Here is a 15,264-nt window from a genome sequence, read left to right as displayed (position 1 = left end):
CCCCATGACGACCGACCGGACCAAGCCCGACGCCGCGCCGCGCCAGATGCATCTCGGCCTGTTCCTCCAGGGGGCCGGTCATCACGTCTCGGGCTGGCGCCACCCGAACGCAGAAGCCGGAAGCGAGAATTTCGATCTGCTGCGCCGGGTCACCCAGACGGCCGAGGCCGCCAAGTTCGACATGGTTTTCCTGGCGGACGGGCTCACCAGCGCGGTGGACGCCCACCCGTCCATGATCGCCCGGTTCGAGCCGCTGACGCTGCTCAGCGCGCTCGCCATGGTAACGGAGCGGATCGGCCTCGCGGCGACCGCCTCGACCACCTACGGCGAGCCCTACCATGTGGCCCGCGCCTTCGCATCGCTCGACCACCTCAGCGGCGGCCGGGCGGCCTGGAACGTCGTCACGACCTCCTACGCGCGCACGGCCAACAACTTCTCCAAGGCGCACCCGGCGCATGACGAGCGCTACGCGGTCGCCGAGGAGTTCGTGGACGTGGTCTGCGGTCTCTGGGACAGCTGGGACGACGACGCCTTCGTGAAGGACAAGACCCGCGGGGTCTACGCCGATCCCGCCAAGGTCCGGATCCTCGACCATGCGGGTCGCTATTTCAACGTGAAGGGACCGCTCAACATCCCGCGCTCGCCGCAGGGACACCCGATCCTGATCCAGGCCGGCTCGTCAGGGCCCGGGCAGGACCTCGCGGCGCGGAGGGCCGACGTGGTCTTCACCGCCCAGCAGGACATCGCGGAGGCGCAGAGCTTCTATGCGAGCCTCAAACAACGGGTCGCCGGCTTCGGGCGCGATCCGGCCTCGGTGGCGGTCATGCCGGGCTTCCTGCCGGTAATCGGTCGCACGCTCAAAGAGGCGAGCGCGAAGCTGTTCGAACTCGACCAGTGGACCCCCATCGCCAGCGCGATGCCGCTCCTGGAAGAGCGCCTCGGCCATTCGCTCGCATCCTACGACCTCGACGGCCCCCTGCCCGACCTGCCGGTCTCGGACCAGCTGCGCAGCCGGGCCGAACTCCTCACCGCCCTGGCGCGCCGGGAGGGTCTGACCATCCGCCAGCTCGCCCTGCGGGTGGCGGCGGGGCGCGGGCACCACATGATCGTCGGCACGGCCGCGGATGTTGCCGACCGCATGCAGGCGTGGTTCGAGGGCGGCGCGGCGGACGGCTTCAACGTCATGCCGCCGTTCTTCCCCGAAGGACTGGACGACTTCGTGCGCGAGGTCGTGCCGCTGCTGCAGGAGCGCGGCCTGTTCCGGACCGCGTATGCGGGCACGACCCTGCGGGACCATCTCGGTCTCGCGCGTCCGGGGCCTGAGGAGCCGGTTTCGCGGTCCTGATTCGGGCCGCGATCGGGCACAGCTTCAAGCCGGAACGCGCGCCCCGTCCCAGGCGAAGACGCCGCCCGTATCCCTCACGTCGAGGGTGTCGAGCACGCGCAGGAGATGCGCCGCGCTCTCGTCGGGTTGCAGGACGCCTTCGGCCTGCGGGTCCGGTCGGAAGGGGCGCGACAGGTTGGAGGCGACCGTGCCCGGATGCAGGCCGACGACGATCGCGTCCGGCCGGCTGCGGGCGACCTCGATCGAGAGGGTCCGCAGGATCTGGTTCAGGGCCGCCTTCGAGGCGCGATAGGCGTACCAGCCGCCAAGCCGATTGTCCTCGATCGATCCGACCCGCGCCGACAACGCAGCGAACACGCACCGTCCCGTCCGCGCCAGCAGCGGGACGAAATGCTTGGCGACGAGGGCGGGGCCGATCGTGTTGATCGCGAAGACGGCGGCCATCGTGGCGGGATCGAGCGCCTTGAACGTCTTCTCGGGCAAGACGCCATCCCGGTGCAGGATGCCGGTCGCGACGACGATGAGGCCAACGGGTCCGGCCTCACCGACCTTGGCCGCAGCTGCTGCGATCGATGCCTCGTCGCCGATGTCGATCGCCTGGGTGCGGACGCCGTGCGGGCATGGCGGCTGCGATCGGGAGAGCGCGAAGACCGGTGCATAGGCTTCGCTCACGGCGAGCCGGGACACCAGGGCCTGGCCGATGCCGCCGGACGCGCCGATCACGACCGCGCTGGTCGAGGCCGAAATGGTCATCGCGCTGGCACCCGGACCGCCGCAGGGGATGGGCCTTCCGATCGGCGGGTTGGGGCGGGCTTCGCAGCCGCATCCCTGTCCGGCACCACGCTCTTCAGGGCGGCCTCGACCGTTGTCCGAAAGCTGCTGACCGGCACCGCGATCGAGGTACCTGTCCGCGAACCGGCCACGAGGATGCCGACGATCCCAGGCTCGCCGTCCTGCAGGATCAACGCCGAGCCGGATTCGCCCGGCACGACCGGGCAGAAATGATCGAGGAGCGGCAGGGTGGCGGGTTCGTAACGGGCTCGGCAGCCGTGCTCCACGCTGATGATCTGGTTCGCGTAGGATTTGTAGCCCGCGTGAACGATGCCCGTCAGCGTCGTCGCTCGGGTGTCCGGGCCGATGGCTTGGCTGAGGCCCAGCGGCTTCAGGGATAGTGGCTCGGCCAGCTCCACCACGGCCCAGTCGCGACTGAGGTCCTCCCGGCTCGTACCGAACCGGTACGCGTCCGGTTTCGTGTAGGCCCTGGCGATCGAATGCGCGGTGTAGCGTCCCTGCTCGTAGCCGGCGACGAAGTGAACGCCGGCCGCATCGACCCAACGCTGCCGTGCCTCATCCCAGAGGCAATGGGCGGCCGTGAGTACATGGCGCGGTCCGACGAGCGTGGCCGTGCAGTATTCCCGACTTCCAGGCCCCGTCACGACGTTCAACTTGCCCACGGCGCTCAGGGGCCAGACCCGGGGATCGAGATCGGGCGTCGGTGCCTGCGGCAGCGGCTGGACCAAGGATTGGGCATGCAGGGCCGATGTCGCGACAAGGCTCAGCACCGCGCAGGCCAAGCTTCTGGAAACCGGGCCCATACTGGCTCCGCTCGCTGATCCCGACGGACGAGCCGTGTATCTTGGCTCACATAGGGGCAACGCCGGTGCTTTGTCCAAAATCGTCCCGGACCGAGGACGCTCCCGCTTGCTCAGCACGGTGGGGATACAAGACTTCGACAGCCCATCCGGCTGACAAGACGTGACATGGGTCTTCGGGCGGCAGCCGGCCGGCGACCCGGCCGGCCGTCCGCAACAGCGTGGTCGGCACGCGCAGCACGGCGCAGGGGATTTGTAGCCGCTCGGGCGGATCGCGCAGGCGGCGGCCTCTGACCGTGCGCCACGTCAGACCGGTTCCCGATTGAGCCGAACGACAAGCTGATCGGCGAACTTCGCCGCCGCGACCGAGAGCGATCGCCCGCGCAACTGCGCGAGGACCAGGGTCATCGGCGTCAAGTCGCGGAGGTCGATCGGGCGGCTGTGCAGGCGCGGATCCTGGGGAATACCGCTCGGGATCTGCAGGCTGACGAGATCCTCGCGCAGGACGAGGTTGCGCAGGAATTCCAGCGACCCCGACTCGACGACCGGCCGGAGTTCGACCCCACGCCGGGCCAGCGCGTGCGCGATGTGATGGCGGATAGCGAGCGAGTGGTCGGGCAGGGCCAGGGCATGGCCGAGGCAGTCGCGCAGCCGGACCGGCCCGGTCTCCGACGCCAGCGGATGCCCTGTGCGCATCAGCGCGCAGAGGATCTGGTGTCCGGAGAAGAGCGGATGCAGCTCCGCTGAGGGCGGCGGTTGCAGGATCAGGGCGAGATCGGCCTCGAACGCCGCCAGGGCCGTCACGGCCTGCGCATGGTCGCGGACCTGGACCATGAAGCCGACCTGGGGAAACCGGGCCCGGTAGGCCTCGACCTCCTCGGGCACCACCTGCGTGACGAAAGCCTGGCTGCAGGCGAGCGACACGTGACCCCGGCGCACCCCCGACAGATCGGCGATCTGCGAGCGCACGCGGTCGAGGTCCGCGGCTTGGTCGCGGATGTGCCGCGCGAAGAGTTCGCCGGCTGCATTGAGCCGCATGCCCTGCGGCAGACGCTCGAAGATCGGCGTGCCGAGCTCGTATTCGAGATCCTGGATCTGCCGCGTCAACGCCGAGGGCGTCAGGTTCAGCCGCTCCGCGGCGCGCCGGATCGAGCCGGCCCGGGCGACCTCGGCGACGTAGGTGACGGTGCGCAGATGCCTCACGCCCTCATCGTGCGCCCCCGTTGCCGAGAAGGCAACAATACACTCAGAAAATAGCACTTCCTTGCAACAGGGGGTGCACCTAGCGTTGCGGCTTCAGGACCTTGCAGGAGCCGTTCGATGATCCGACGCCGTACCCTCCTGGCCGGTCTCGGGGCCGGCCTCGCCCTCGGTCCACTGTCGCGGGCCAATGCACAGGGAGCGCCCGTCACGATCCGAATGGGCTCCCTCAAACTGATCCACTCGATCGCGCCGAGCTTCTACGAGCGCTTCACCCCCGCGGGCGTGACCGTCGAGGTGGTGCCGTTCGAGAGCCCGACCGAGTGCAAGAACGCGGTGGTCACCAAGTCGGTGGATTTCGGAACCTTCGGCATCGCCGCCGCCACGCTGGGCGCCGCCGCCGGCGAGCCGCTCGTGGTGATCGCCTCCACCTGCAACCGCGGCATGGCGGTGATCGCCAAGAAGGGTTCCGACATCCACGCCATCAAGGACCTGCGCGGCAAGCGGGTCGCGATCTGGCCCGGCAGCACCCAGGAGGTGTTCGTCCTGGAGCGGATGCGCATGGAGGGGCTGTCCGTGAGGGACATCACGCCGGTGCGGATCTCCTTCTCGGAGATGCACATCGCGCTCGCCCGCGGCGATGTCGACGCCTATGTCGGCGCCGAGCCGGGGCCCGGCGTCAGCCTCGCCTCGGGCGTCGGCCAGCTCGTCGAGTACCCCTACGGCACCGAGATGGGCGCCCTCAACATGGTGTTCGGCGCCCACCGCGACACGCTGGCCGAGCGGCCGGACCTCGTCCGGACCATGCTGGAGATTCACCGCAAGGCCACCGACTTCGCGGCCGGCGACCGCAACGCGATGATCGCCATGGCGGTGGCCAAGCTCGGCCAGAAGCGCGATGCGCTGGAACTGTCGGCCCCGAACGTCGAGCTGACCTGGCGCCTCGGGCCGGACGAGGTCCGGCAGGCGCACGCCTACGCGCAGCACATGCTGGCGCTCAAGCAGATCAAGCGGCTGCCCGAGCCCGGCTTCATCGACACCCGCTTCGTCGACGCGATGGGGCGGGCGTGAGCACCGGGATCGAGGCCGGCGCGCTGCCGGCGGCGGCGCCGGCCTCCGCCCCGCGACGGGGCGGCCTCCGATTCGCCGGCCTGCGCCGGCTGGCCCTGGCCTGCGTGGTGCCGGCTCTGCTGCTCGCGCTCTGGCAGGTCACCACCGCGGGCCGGCCCTACAGCCTGATCCCGCCGCCGGCGGACGTCTGGGCGGAATTGCAGGACCTCGCATTCGGCGGCATCAACGACGACGCGTTCAGCGGCACGCTCTGGACCCATCTTGCGGCCTCGCTGAGCCGCGTCTACGGCGGCTTCGCGCTGGCCGCCGCCGCCGCCCTGCCGCTCGGCCTGCTGATCGGCCGCGTTCCGCTGATCCGGGCGTTGCTCGATCCGGTCCTGCAGGTGCTGCGACCCGTACCGGTGACCGCGTGGCTGCCGCTCGCCATGATCCTGTTCGGCCTGGGACCCCGCTCGGCCTTCTTCCTCGTGTTTCTCGGGGCGTTCTACCCGATCCTGGTCAACACCGTGTTCGGCGTGCGCTCGGTGGAGCCGCGCCTGTTCGAGGCGGCCGCGATGCTCGGCTGCACCGGTCCGGCGCAGTTCGTCCGCGTGGTGCTGCCGGCGGCCCTGCCGTCGATCTTCACCGGCCTGCGCCTCGGCCTCGGCTTCGCCTGGGTGGTGATCGTGGTCGGCGAGATGACCGGGGTCCAAACCGGTCTCGGCGCGATCATCATGGAGGCGCGCCAGCTCTCGCGCACCGAGATCGTGATCTGCGGCATGGCGGTGATCGGGGTCGCGGGCTTCGTCTCGGACTGGCTGGTCATGCAGCTGGGCCGCCGGCTGCTCGCCTGGAGCCCCACTCATGGCTGACCCCACGATTCCGATCCTCGACATGCGCGCGGTCTCCAAGACCTACGTGGCCGGCGGCCGGCGGACCGAGGCTCTGCGCGAGGCGAACCTCACCGTATCGCGGGGCGAGTTTGTCTGCCTGCTCGGCGCCTCGGGCTGCGGGAAGTCGACGCTGCTGCGGGTCGCCGCCGGCTTCGAAGCCCCGACCTCCGGCGAGGCCCTGATGTGGGGCAAGCCCATCGCGGGACCGGGACCGAGCCGCGGCATGGTCTTCCAGGATTACGGCCTGTTCCCGTGGCTCACCGTACGCGACAATATCGGCTTCGGCCCGAAGGCGCGCGGGCGGCCCGCCGCCGAGGTGCGCGACACCGCCGAGCGCTACATCGCCCTCGTGGGTCTCCAGTCCTTCGCCGAGGCCTACCCGCACCAGCTCTCGGGCGGGATGAAGCAGCGGGTCGCCATCGCCCGGGTGCTCGCCAACGAGGCCGAGGTGGTGTTGATGGACGAGCCCTTCGGGGCGCTCGACGCCATGACCCGCGAGCGGTTGCAGGACGAATTGCTCGACCTCTGGTCGCGGACGGGTCTGACGATCTTGTTCGTCACGCACGCGATCGAGGAGGCGATTTTTTTGGCCGATCGCATCGTGATGATGTCGCCCGGCCCCGGCCGGATTGAGACGATCCATCCGGTCGAGCTGGTGCGGCGGCGCGACGTGTCGAGCCCGGCCTTCAACGACCTGCGCCGGATGTTGGCGGCCCAGCTCCACAGCCACCACGCCCCGCGGGCGGCCGCCTGATGGACATGGCCCCCGACGATCCCCGCCGGCCCGAGAACCGCCTCGCCTACCGCGCCGCCATCGACCGGCCCCGGCACACCTTGCCCGGGGGCAAGCACGTCGCCGTCTGGCCCGTGGTCAATGTCGAGCACTGGCTGATCGACCATCCGATGCCGCGCCAGATCCTGGTGCCGCCGACCGCCGCAAGCCTGCTACCCGACCTCCCGAATTGGGCGTGGCACGAGTACGGGATGCGGGTCGGCTTCTGGCGCTTTCTCGAGGCGTTCGAGAGCCGCGGGATCCGCCCGACCCTGTCGATCAACGGCTCGGTCTGCACGGCCTATCCCCGCATCGCCGAAGCCGCCCACGCAGCCGGCTGGGAGTTCATGGCCCACGGTTTCCACCAAGTCCCCACCCACCGGGTCGAAGACCAACCCGAGATGATCGCTCGCACCGTCGCGGCGATCACCGAACTCACGGGGCGTCCGCCGCGCGGCTGGCTGGGGCCCGGCCTCACCGAGACGCTCGATACGCCCGACCACCTGCACGCGGCCGGCATCGAATACGTCGGCGACTTCGTGGTCGACGACCGCCCGTGCCGGGTATCGACGCGGACGGGCGACCTCGTCACCCTCCCCTACTCGGTCGAGCTGAACGACATCCCGTTGCTCGCCATCCAGCACCACAGGGCCGACGAGTTCGTCGAGCGGGCGCTTGCCAACCTCGACCGCCTCGCCGCCGAGGCCGCGGGTCCCGGCCCGCTGGGCGGCGCCAAGGTGATGGGCTTTGCGATCCACCCCTACATCACCGGCGTCCCGCACCGCATCGGCCTGCTGGAGCGGCTGCTCGACGCCATCCTGGCGCGCAGCGACGTGGTCTTCATGCAGGGGACTGAGATCCTCGACTGGTATCGCGCCACCGGCGACGAAGCCTGAGCCTCGATGCGAGGATTGACCGTGCCTCCCTTCCCGACGATCCCCGCGCTGCACGCGGCCTATGCCGCGGGCCAGGACCCGCGCACCGTCGTTGCCGAGGCTTACCGCCGGCTCGCCGCGGTGGACGATCCCGGCATCTTCCTCGCCCTGGTACCGGAGGCTGAGGCGCAGGCTGCCGCGGCAGCGCTCCCGCCCTTCGACCCGGCGGCGATGCCGCTCTGGGGCGTGCTCTTCGCCGTCAAGGACAACATCGACGTGGCCGGCCTGCCGACCACCGCCGCCTGTCCGGACTTCGCCTATACGCCGACCGAGACGGCGCCCGCGGTGGGGCAGCTCCTGGCCGCCGGGGCGATCCTGATCGGCAAGACCAACCTCGACCAGTTCGCCACCGGTCTCGTCGGCGTGCGCACGCCCTATCCGGCGCCGCGCAACGCCATCGATCCAGCCTACGTGCCCGGCGGCTCCAGCAGCGGCTCGGCCGTCGCGGTGGCCCACGGAATCGTTACCTTCGCGCTTGGGACCGACACGGCGGGCTCTGGCCGGGTGCCGGCGGCGCTCAACAATATCGTCGGGCTGAAGCCGTCCCTCGGGGCGGTCTCCAGCCGCGGGATGCTGCCGGCCTGCCGAACCCTCGACACGCTCTCCGTCTTTGCCGGCACCGTCGCCGACGCCGATGCGGCCTTCCGGGCCATGCTGGGCTTCGACAGCGCCGATCCCTGGTCGCGGGCCTTGCCGGTCCCGCCCGCGCCCGCCGGCCTCCCGCCGGGCCTGCGCCTCGGATTGCCGGACGCGGCGAGCCTCCGTTTCGGCGGCGACGGCCTCTCGGAGGCGGCCTTCGCGGCGGCGATTGCTGATCTCGAAACACTCGCTGAGGCGGCCGCGCCAGTTGATTTCGCGCCGATGTTTGCCGTCGCGGCCCTGCTTTACGACGGGCCCTGGGTCGCCGAGCGCTACGCGGCGATCCGACCGATCATGGAGACGCGCCCCGAGATCCTGCATTCGACGACGCGGGCCGTGATCGCCGCCGCCGAGCGCTGCAGCGCCGCCGACGCCTTCGGGGGCCTTTACCGCCTTGCGGAGCTGCGCCGGGACGCGGACGCGATCTGGGAGCGCGTCGACCTGCTCGCGGTGCCGACCTATCCGCGTCCGCAGACCTGCGCTGCTTTGGTCGCCGATCCGATCGGCCCCAACAGCGAGCTCGGAACCTACACCAACTTCGTCAACCTGCTCGACTGGTGTGCCCTCGCGGTCCCGGGGCGGCCCCGCACCGACGGTTTTCCCTCCGGGATCACCCTGCTGGCGCCGCGCGGGTCCGACGGGCTCCTCGCCGCTCTGGGTGCGCGCCTTCACGCGGCGTCTGCCGGCAGGATCGGCGCGGGGGAGTCGCCGGTTCCGGACGCGGACCCAGGGCCGGTCCGGGCGCGGCCAGGCGAGATCGAGCTGGCGGTCGTTGGGGCGCATCTGTCGGGCCTGCCGCTGAACCACGAACTTGCCGCGCACGGCGCCCGGTACCTGCGGACCGTGGCGACCCGACCGGAATACCGCCTCTACGCCCTACCCGGCGGGCCGCCGCATCGACCCGGACTGCTCCGGGTGGCCGGCGACGAAGGGGGGGCGATCGAGACGGAGGTCTGGGCCCTGCCGCCAGCCGCCTTCGGGGCCTTCGTGGCCGCCATCCCGGAACCGCTCGCGATCGGCACCCTGCGCCTCGCCGACGGATCCGCGCCAAAGGGTTTTCTGGTGGAGTCAGCGGGGGTCACCGGTGCGGTCGACATCACGCAGTTCGGTGGCTGGCGCCCCTACGTCGCCAGCCGTTCCGCGGCGTAACCGATCTTGCGCCGCTGAGAATTTTTTCGAGCCTCGGATCGGACCCGCACGTCGCCTGGCTATCGTCTTCGTCGGGCAGCGTCACCGCACGAGGCGTCGCCGCGGCCGTATGATCGCCCGGGATCGGCGTGACGTGTTCAGGCGGACTTGAGCGTGTTTCGGGCCCGCCGGATCATCTGTTGAAATCTTTGGGGACCCACAGATATTGGTCGAAAAAGCGACAAACAGCTTTGAGAAAAGCGCTCAGAGCCCGATGTTCCGACCCGGATGCGCATCCGAAAGCTTCGCGCGGCGGACATAGCCGCGCATCGTCTTGAGATCGCGATGGCGCGAGTGGCTCATGATCTCCTCGTCGCGCGATCCACGCTTGTAGGCCTCGGTGATGAAGCCCGCGCGGAACCCGTGCGCCGAAATCCGCTCGCGCGGCCCGGCGACGAGGCCGGCCTCCGCGGCGCGCTTCTGGACGATGCGGCCGATCGAGTCGGGATGAAGCCCGTCATCCATCACGGTCCCATCGGCTCGGACGGCCCGGAAGACGTAGCCCTGGGTCGGGGCGGCCTGCAGCCAGCGCCGAAGCGCGGCAACGGGGCACGTCGCGATGTGCGCGCCGGCCAGGACAGTCACGATCGTGCCCTCGCCCTCCTGATCGCCCTTGGATTGCGGCAGGAACACATCGACTGCGCCGTCGCGGAAACCGAGATCCTCGAAGCGGATTCGCGCGACTTCGGAGCGCCGGAACGCGCCGGCGAAGCTCATGAGGAACAGCGCCCGGTCGCGCAAAGCCGCCACCGTGCCCTCGCAGGCTGAGACGATCTGGAGGGTTTCCGGCACGCCGAACGCCGCGGCCTGCTTCTTCGGCCTGCCGTACCGCCGGAACATGCCGCGCAGAGCCGCCCGGACCGCGGGATGCGCCGGGATCCACGGAAGACCCTGGAGCTTGTGGGCTTGACCAATCGTGACGAGCCTGCGCTCGATCGTGGCGCGCTTATGGGTCTCGGCCATCGAGGTGAGATAGCTCGCGACCTGCTCGGGGCCTGCGGGCAGCGGCTCGATCCCGTGGCCGCGGCACCACGCCGTGTAGTGCTGCCAGTCGGCGCGATAGGCCCGACGGGAATTTTCGGAGAGCGCCTGATCGGCAAATGCGCGGGCTTGTGCGGCGAGCGTGGCGGGCAGCGTCATAGCTCTCTCCTTCGATCCAGCCTGAGCGTAGCGCTACGTCTGATAAGGAAGCGTTATCAGACGTTGGCCGCAGCGAAGAAATCCTTACGCGCGGAGACCGGCGCGGCGGTGAACCGCACCGAGTTTCCCGGCGGCTCCAACGCGTGTGAGGATGGGGCCATGATCAAGCGAAGCAAACCCGTTTCGCCGGAGGCCCCCGAGTGGGTGGTCCGGATGGCGCTCGACGACCGAGGCGAGCATGGCTCGCAATATGCGGCGGTTTGCGCGATCTGTGTTTGCGCACGAAACAGATGCGGACGGACGGCTAAGGATCTCAAACAGGCTCTCAGCGGCTGACGTTACCGTTGCCCGGGCCAAGCAAACGCGCGTTCGAGCCGACCGCCATAAGACGAGGTGGTTCAAGCCCGCAAAAAGCGACACGACATGCTCGCGTAATGACCACCCGTGACGCGTCTGCGTCAGGCCGCAGAGCAGATTCTTGAAGTGGTGATGTTGGTCGTTAACTTCGGGTCGGTTCTACGCGGTGCATGTCGTCCGCCTGTTCGGCAGAGCACGATTACAGCCGCACCATGAGAGGGGCCTTGATACTTTCCACTCGCATCGCCTCTGACGCTCGGAGGCGCATCGCGCCTACCACACAGGACCGGCGATCATCGTAGCGGGAGATCGTAAGCGGCGAGTTTGGCAGCATCGCAGCGACAACGAACGACGACGGCACGTCCAGGTTGAACTCGCGACCGAAGTAGGTACCGATACGAACGGGTAGCCCCTGCGCAGCGAGCCATGCAGTCAGCCGGTTAGGGTCAGCGTCTGGATTGCTGCCGGGGAATGAGATCCGCAAGCGCTCGCGGTGGCGATTGCGGTGCGCGATGTTGAGCGGGTCGGCAACAAACCAGCGCAAAACCTGTAGATCTCAGGTCTCGGTTGCTGAACCGCCCGACCCGGTAGCCATACGGGTGGATGGCACATCGACACCGGTTTGCTGCCGTTTGGGCATCTCTCTTACGGCAGTAGATATCGGGTGGCTGAGCGTCGGGATGAAGCGATCATGACCATGGGCAGGCAGGTCGGCGCGGGACCGCGCCGCGTCCTGTTTCTAGGGGCAACCGGTACGATCGGGCGGGCGACCGTTCGGGCGCTGGTGTCACACGGCCATCAGGTCGTCTGCCTGGTCAGGCGCCCTGCCGACTTCGCTATCCCGGTTGGCGCGACCGAGCGGATCGTGAGCCTGGCCGACCCGTCGTCGGTGACGCGCGACGGTATCCGCGGCGAACCGTTCGACGTCCTGGTGTCGTGCCTCGCCTCGCGCACCGGATTACCCGATGACGCTTGGGCGGTCGATTACAGGGCGCATGTCAACGCCCTCAATGTCAGCCGGGCAGCCGGCGTCACGCACGTCGTGCTCCTCTCGGCGATCTGCGTCCAGAAGCCGATCCTGGCCTTTCAGCATGCCAAGCTTGCCTTCGAAGCGGCGTTGATCGCCTCGGGGCTCGCCTACACGATCGTTCGGCCAACCGCCTTCTTCAAATCGCTTTCCGGGCAGATCGATCGCGTGAGACGTGGCAAGCCCTTCCTGATTTTCGGGGATGGGACGCTGACGGCCTGCAAGCCAATCAGTGATGATGACCTCGGCCGCTACCTCGCTGACTGCCTCGACCACGATGAGAGACGCAATCGCGTGTTGCCGATCGGTGGACCAGGCGAAGCGATCACACCGAAGGCGCAGGGCGAGCGGCTGTTCGCCCTATTGGGGCGTCAACCGCGCTTCAAGCACGTCCCGGTCGTGCTGCTGGATGTGATCATCGCCATCCTGGCGACGACCGGACGATGGATGCCAGCCCTGGCTGCCAAAGCCGAACTCGCGCGGATCGCACGCTACTACGCGACCGAGTCGATGCTCGTACTGGATCCGGCGACCGGACGATACGATGCGCAGGCCACCCCTTCGACGGGGTCGGAGACGCTGTTCGACTATTATGCCCGCGTGATCCGCGGCGAGGCGGTTGCCGAGCGTGGCGACCATGCGGTGTTCTGAGCATGCAGGGAGCCGAATAAGGCGAGCTGACGTGGCGAAGCTTCGATCCGACCATGAAGAAAAACGGTGGCCCTCATCGGAAGGCATCTCCGTAACGAAAGCCTATGCCCCTTAGCTATATCGATAACCGGTTTTGGCTCGTCGCCGGAACGTCAAACAATCAGTCCGTTGGAGATCTGATTAGACGCGAAAGACTGGAAGTGGCCGTGTGCGGAATGGCTGCGTTTGAGCAGGCCGACCGGAAAAGCGGACGGCCTCGTACCGACCCAACCCAGTCGTCGCGGCTCGAACAAGCGATTCCCGAACGCCGACATGCCCCAATGGCACAACAGCTTCGCCGAAGCGGAGCCGTTGCCGATGCAATCAGGCGACGGTCATTCGGGCCTGACTGCGCCAATCGCGTCGACGCTCAATACACTCACGCCGAACCAGGCCGCCGCTCTACGAAAGGATGCGATCGCCACCACGGCCACCACGCCGCGCTCGCGCAGATCGACCCGCAACGATGAAGGCGTCGCTGGCCCCGTCGCCACCCAACGCCGCAACCGCAACTCCATCCCCATGCCCCGGGCACGGCTCTGGTTTGTGGGTCTGATCACTCACGTAACAGCTCTGATCTGCTGGTGTAAAGAAATTATTAACCAATCCCTATCCACGCTCGGGGCTTACACGCCTGTTCCGAGCGGATCGAATGAGAGCGCCAACCAAGTATCGGGTGGAGCCATTCGAAGCATGAGTCATATTCAATCCGGCTTGATCGGATTTTCTATCGGTCACCGACGAATATATATTTTGGATATTTGGATTGAAGTCTGAAGTCTCGGTTCAGATTTGTCTGAATGTGGCGAACAGCTTATACAATGTTCGGAGTGGATCAGTGTTATTACGGGTAATATTATATGTTATATGGCGTCATCTGTGCCGATTATTTTGATCGTAGGTGGCTCAACGGTGACGATGGTTGGATTGATGGACGTAGCGTTCGGATATACGTGCTTCCCGAGCCCGATCTTGCAGATTAGAGCGGAATGAGTCAGGGTGATCTGGTGCAGTTAGTGTGTTCGGAAGTTGATTGGGCGACAGATAGCGTTGCTGCGTTCGCAGCCGGCCTCGGACGCGTCTTCATGGCCGCCGGTGATATGCGCTTCGTGTGAACGCCATCGAACTGACAGCGGTATGGGACCATGGTGGTCTCATCGCGTGCCATATTGGCGTAACTCGATCGCCGGATACGGAAGAGACCGATGAATGCTCAATCTGCAGTGCGGGTCGCTGACGTTATCGGCAAAATCGGTATCAACTCGCACATAAACTATACCGATGGGCAGTATGCCAATATTACTCAAGATCTAAATGACCTTCAGTACCTTGGTCTTACAAATCTTCGGGACGCCGCACCGAACCCAACTTTGGCGGGTCAGGATAATCTTGCCGCCGCAGCGCAGGCTGGAATGAAGTTTGACTTCCTCGTTCAGGGCTCGGTCAATCCCGTGGATGCCGTCAAACAGATCCACGCGTTTGTCGTCGCTCATCCAGGATCGGTGACCGCGATCGAGGGACCGAATGAGGTGAACAACTTCCCGGTGACATATCATGGTCTTACCGGGACTGCAGCTGCGCAAGCCTATCAGCAGGATCTCTATGCTGCTGTGAAGGCCGATCCCATCCTCAAGAATATACCGGTACTTAGTTTCACTGATTTCCCAATATCCAAAACTGAATCGGATTATAATAATATACACCTTTACAATAAATTTGGCGGCCAGCCTCGAGGTGATATTAGCGGCGGTGATGCCGATGTGGTTGCGGTCGATCCTGGCGAGCCGATTGCAATTACAGAGCTCGGTTATCAGACCTCGATCACGGCAGGGGTAGCCAGCAACTGGGAAGGCGTCGATGAGGCTACCCAAGCAAAGCTGATCGTGAATAGCGTTCTGGATGCCGCTCAACTGGGTTCAAATAAAATTTATCTATATCAATTGCTTGACGCCTATTCGGATCCACAAAACACGAATATAGAGGATCACTTTGGTCTTTTCCACCTCGACAATACACCGAAGCCGGCCGCAACGGCGCTCCACAATCTGACGTCAATCCTGAGCGATCCGGGCTCTGATGCATCTCATTTCAGCCCGGGGGGACTTGTCTATTCGTTGAGTGGAATGCCAAGTTCGGCCTACAGTCTTCTAACGCAAAAATCCGACAGTTCGTATCAGATTGTACTTTGGAATGAGCCTGATGTCTGGAATGAACAGACACACCGACCAATACAGACGGCGTCAAGTCCGATTACAATACAGTTAGATCAGGTATTTTCAACAATCCAGATCTTCGATCCGGTCAGTGGCGCGACACCGGTGCAGACCCTGCACAACGTGTCCAGCGTTTCTTTGTCGATGGCCGACCATCCATTCATCATTCAAGTATCCGGTGTCGCTGCATCCAGCACGGGCGCGTCAAACGCCGGCTCCGGCG

12 protein-coding genes and 1 pseudogene are annotated in these 15,264 nt (G+C 66.6%); 9 read left to right on the top strand and 4 right to left on the bottom strand.

Going from position 1 to position 15,264, the window contains the following annotated elements; genetic code table 11:
• Positions 1 to 4 precede the first annotated feature (4 nt).
• Positions 5 to 1,345, top strand: a complete 1,341-nt coding sequence (locus OXS49_RS18740) for an LLM class flavin-dependent oxidoreductase (protein ID WP_243999461.1) — start codon at positions 5 to 7, stop codon at positions 1,343 to 1,345.
• Between the two features lie 24 nt (positions 1,346 to 1,369).
• Here the strand turns inward: OXS49_RS18740 and OXS49_RS18735 are convergent, their stop codons facing one another.
• From OXS49_RS18735 to OXS49_RS18725, 3 genes are all read right to left on the bottom strand, one after another.
• Entirely contained in the window at positions 1,370 to 2,098 is a 729-nt protein-coding gene (locus OXS49_RS18735; protein WP_267426092.1) for an SDR family NAD(P)-dependent oxidoreductase, read from the bottom strand.
• Entirely contained in the window at positions 2,095 to 2,940 is an 846-nt protein-coding gene (locus OXS49_RS18730) for a trypsin-like serine protease (protein ID WP_267426090.1), read from the bottom strand. Before OXS49_RS18730 ends, OXS49_RS18735 begins: the two co-directional genes overlap by 4 nt.
• A 303-nt stretch (positions 2,941 to 3,243) precedes the next feature.
• A complete protein-coding gene (locus OXS49_RS18725; protein ID WP_267426088.1) occupies positions 3,244 to 4,140 on the bottom strand; it encodes a LysR family transcriptional regulator in 897 nt (298 codons plus the stop codon).
• Positions 4,141 to 4,257: 117 nt separating this feature from the next.
• On the opposite strand from OXS49_RS18725, the gene OXS49_RS18720 reads away from it, so the two are divergent.
• Genes OXS49_RS18720 through atzF form a run of 5 tightly spaced genes read left to right on the top strand, consistent with a single transcriptional unit; the run spans position 4,258 to position 9,575 of the window.
• Positions 4,258 to 5,208, top strand: coding sequence for an NrtA/SsuA/CpmA family ABC transporter substrate-binding protein (locus tag OXS49_RS18720; RefSeq protein WP_267426087.1), 951 nt, complete (start codon positions 4,258 to 4,260; stop codon positions 5,206 to 5,208).
• Positions 5,205 to 6,059: an ABC transporter permease gene (locus tag OXS49_RS18715; RefSeq protein WP_243999451.1), complete on the top strand. Its 855-nt coding sequence runs from the start codon at positions 5,205 to 5,207 to the stop codon at positions 6,057 to 6,059. The genes OXS49_RS18720 and OXS49_RS18715 overlap by 4 nt, the downstream gene beginning before the upstream one ends.
• Positions 6,052 to 6,834 (top strand): ABC transporter ATP-binding protein, encoded by a 783-nt coding sequence (locus OXS49_RS18710; protein ID WP_243999449.1) that lies wholly within the window; start codon positions 6,052 to 6,054, stop codon positions 6,832 to 6,834. Before OXS49_RS18715 ends, OXS49_RS18710 begins: the two co-directional genes overlap by 8 nt.
• The gene (locus tag OXS49_RS18705; RefSeq protein ID WP_267426086.1) at positions 6,834 to 7,748 is read left to right on the top strand and encodes a polysaccharide deacetylase family protein; all 915 of its coding nucleotides are present in this window, start codon (positions 6,834 to 6,836) and stop codon (positions 7,746 to 7,748) included. Before OXS49_RS18710 ends, OXS49_RS18705 begins: the two co-directional genes overlap by 1 nt.
• A gap of 15 nt (positions 7,749 to 7,763) precedes the next feature.
• Complete coding sequence (gene atzF, locus OXS49_RS18700) at positions 7,764 to 9,575, top strand: allophanate hydrolase (protein ID WP_267426085.1); 1,812 nt, start codon at positions 7,764 to 7,766, stop codon at positions 9,573 to 9,575.
• A gap of 243 nt (positions 9,576 to 9,818) precedes the next feature.
• Here the strand turns inward: atzF and OXS49_RS18695 are convergent, their stop codons facing one another.
• Entirely contained in the window at positions 9,819 to 10,754 is a 936-nt protein-coding gene (locus OXS49_RS18695; protein WP_243999443.1) for a site-specific integrase, read from the bottom strand.
• A 1,048-nt stretch (positions 10,755 to 11,802) separates the two neighbouring features.
• Here OXS49_RS18695 and OXS49_RS18690 point away from each other — a divergent pair.
• From OXS49_RS18690 to OXS49_RS18680, 3 genes and pseudogenes are all read left to right on the top strand, one after another.
• Positions 11,803 to 12,789 (top strand): NAD(P)H-binding protein, encoded by a 987-nt coding sequence (locus tag OXS49_RS18690; protein ID WP_267426084.1) that lies wholly within the window; start codon positions 11,803 to 11,805, stop codon positions 12,787 to 12,789.
• A 312-nt stretch (positions 12,790 to 13,101) separates the two neighbouring features.
• A complete protein-coding gene (locus tag OXS49_RS18685) occupies positions 13,102 to 13,605 on the top strand; it encodes a hypothetical protein (RefSeq protein ID WP_267426148.1) in 504 nt (167 codons plus the stop codon).
• 428 nt (positions 13,606 to 14,033) lie between these two features.
• Positions 14,034 to 15,264, top strand: a pseudogene (locus OXS49_RS18680) (calcium-binding protein); the annotation flags it as partial.

It is taken from the genome of Methylobacterium sp. GC_Met_2 (genome assembly GCF_026540795.1).
GTDB lineage: Bacteria > Pseudomonadota > Alphaproteobacteria > Rhizobiales > Beijerinckiaceae > Methylobacterium.
The sequence above is the reverse complement of the archived record's forward strand: the minus strand, read 5'-3'. Positions and strand labels throughout refer to the sequence as shown.

Excerpts from the sequence above, each read along its gene's own strand:
- OXS49_RS18740 (WP_243999461.1), top strand. The coding sequence starts at position 5 with ATGACGACCGACCGGACCAAGCCCGACGCCGCGCCGCGCCAGATGCAT.
- OXS49_RS18735 (WP_267426092.1), bottom strand. The coding sequence starts at position 2,098 with ATGACCATTTCGGCCTCGACCAGCGCGGTCGTGATCGGCGCGTCCGGC.
- OXS49_RS18730 (WP_267426090.1), bottom strand. The coding sequence starts at position 2,940 with ATGGGCCCGGTTTCCAGAAGCTTGGCCTGCGCGGTGCTGAGCCTTGTC.
- OXS49_RS18720 (WP_267426087.1), top strand. The coding sequence starts at position 4,258 with ATGATCCGACGCCGTACCCTCCTGGCCGGTCTCGGGGCCGGCCTCGCC.
- OXS49_RS18710 (WP_243999449.1), top strand. The coding sequence starts at position 6,052 with ATGGCTGACCCCACGATTCCGATCCTCGACATGCGCGCGGTCTCCAAG.
- OXS49_RS18705 (WP_267426086.1), top strand. The coding sequence starts at position 6,834 with ATGGACATGGCCCCCGACGATCCCCGCCGGCCCGAGAACCGCCTCGCC.
- OXS49_RS18695 (WP_243999443.1), bottom strand. The coding sequence starts at position 10,754 with ATGACGCTGCCCGCCACGCTCGCCGCACAAGCCCGCGCATTTGCCGAT.
- OXS49_RS18690 (WP_267426084.1), top strand. The coding sequence starts at position 11,803 with ATGACCATGGGCAGGCAGGTCGGCGCGGGACCGCGCCGCGTCCTGTTT.
- OXS49_RS18685 (WP_267426148.1), top strand. The coding sequence starts at position 13,102 with ATGCCCCAATGGCACAACAGCTTCGCCGAAGCGGAGCCGTTGCCGATG.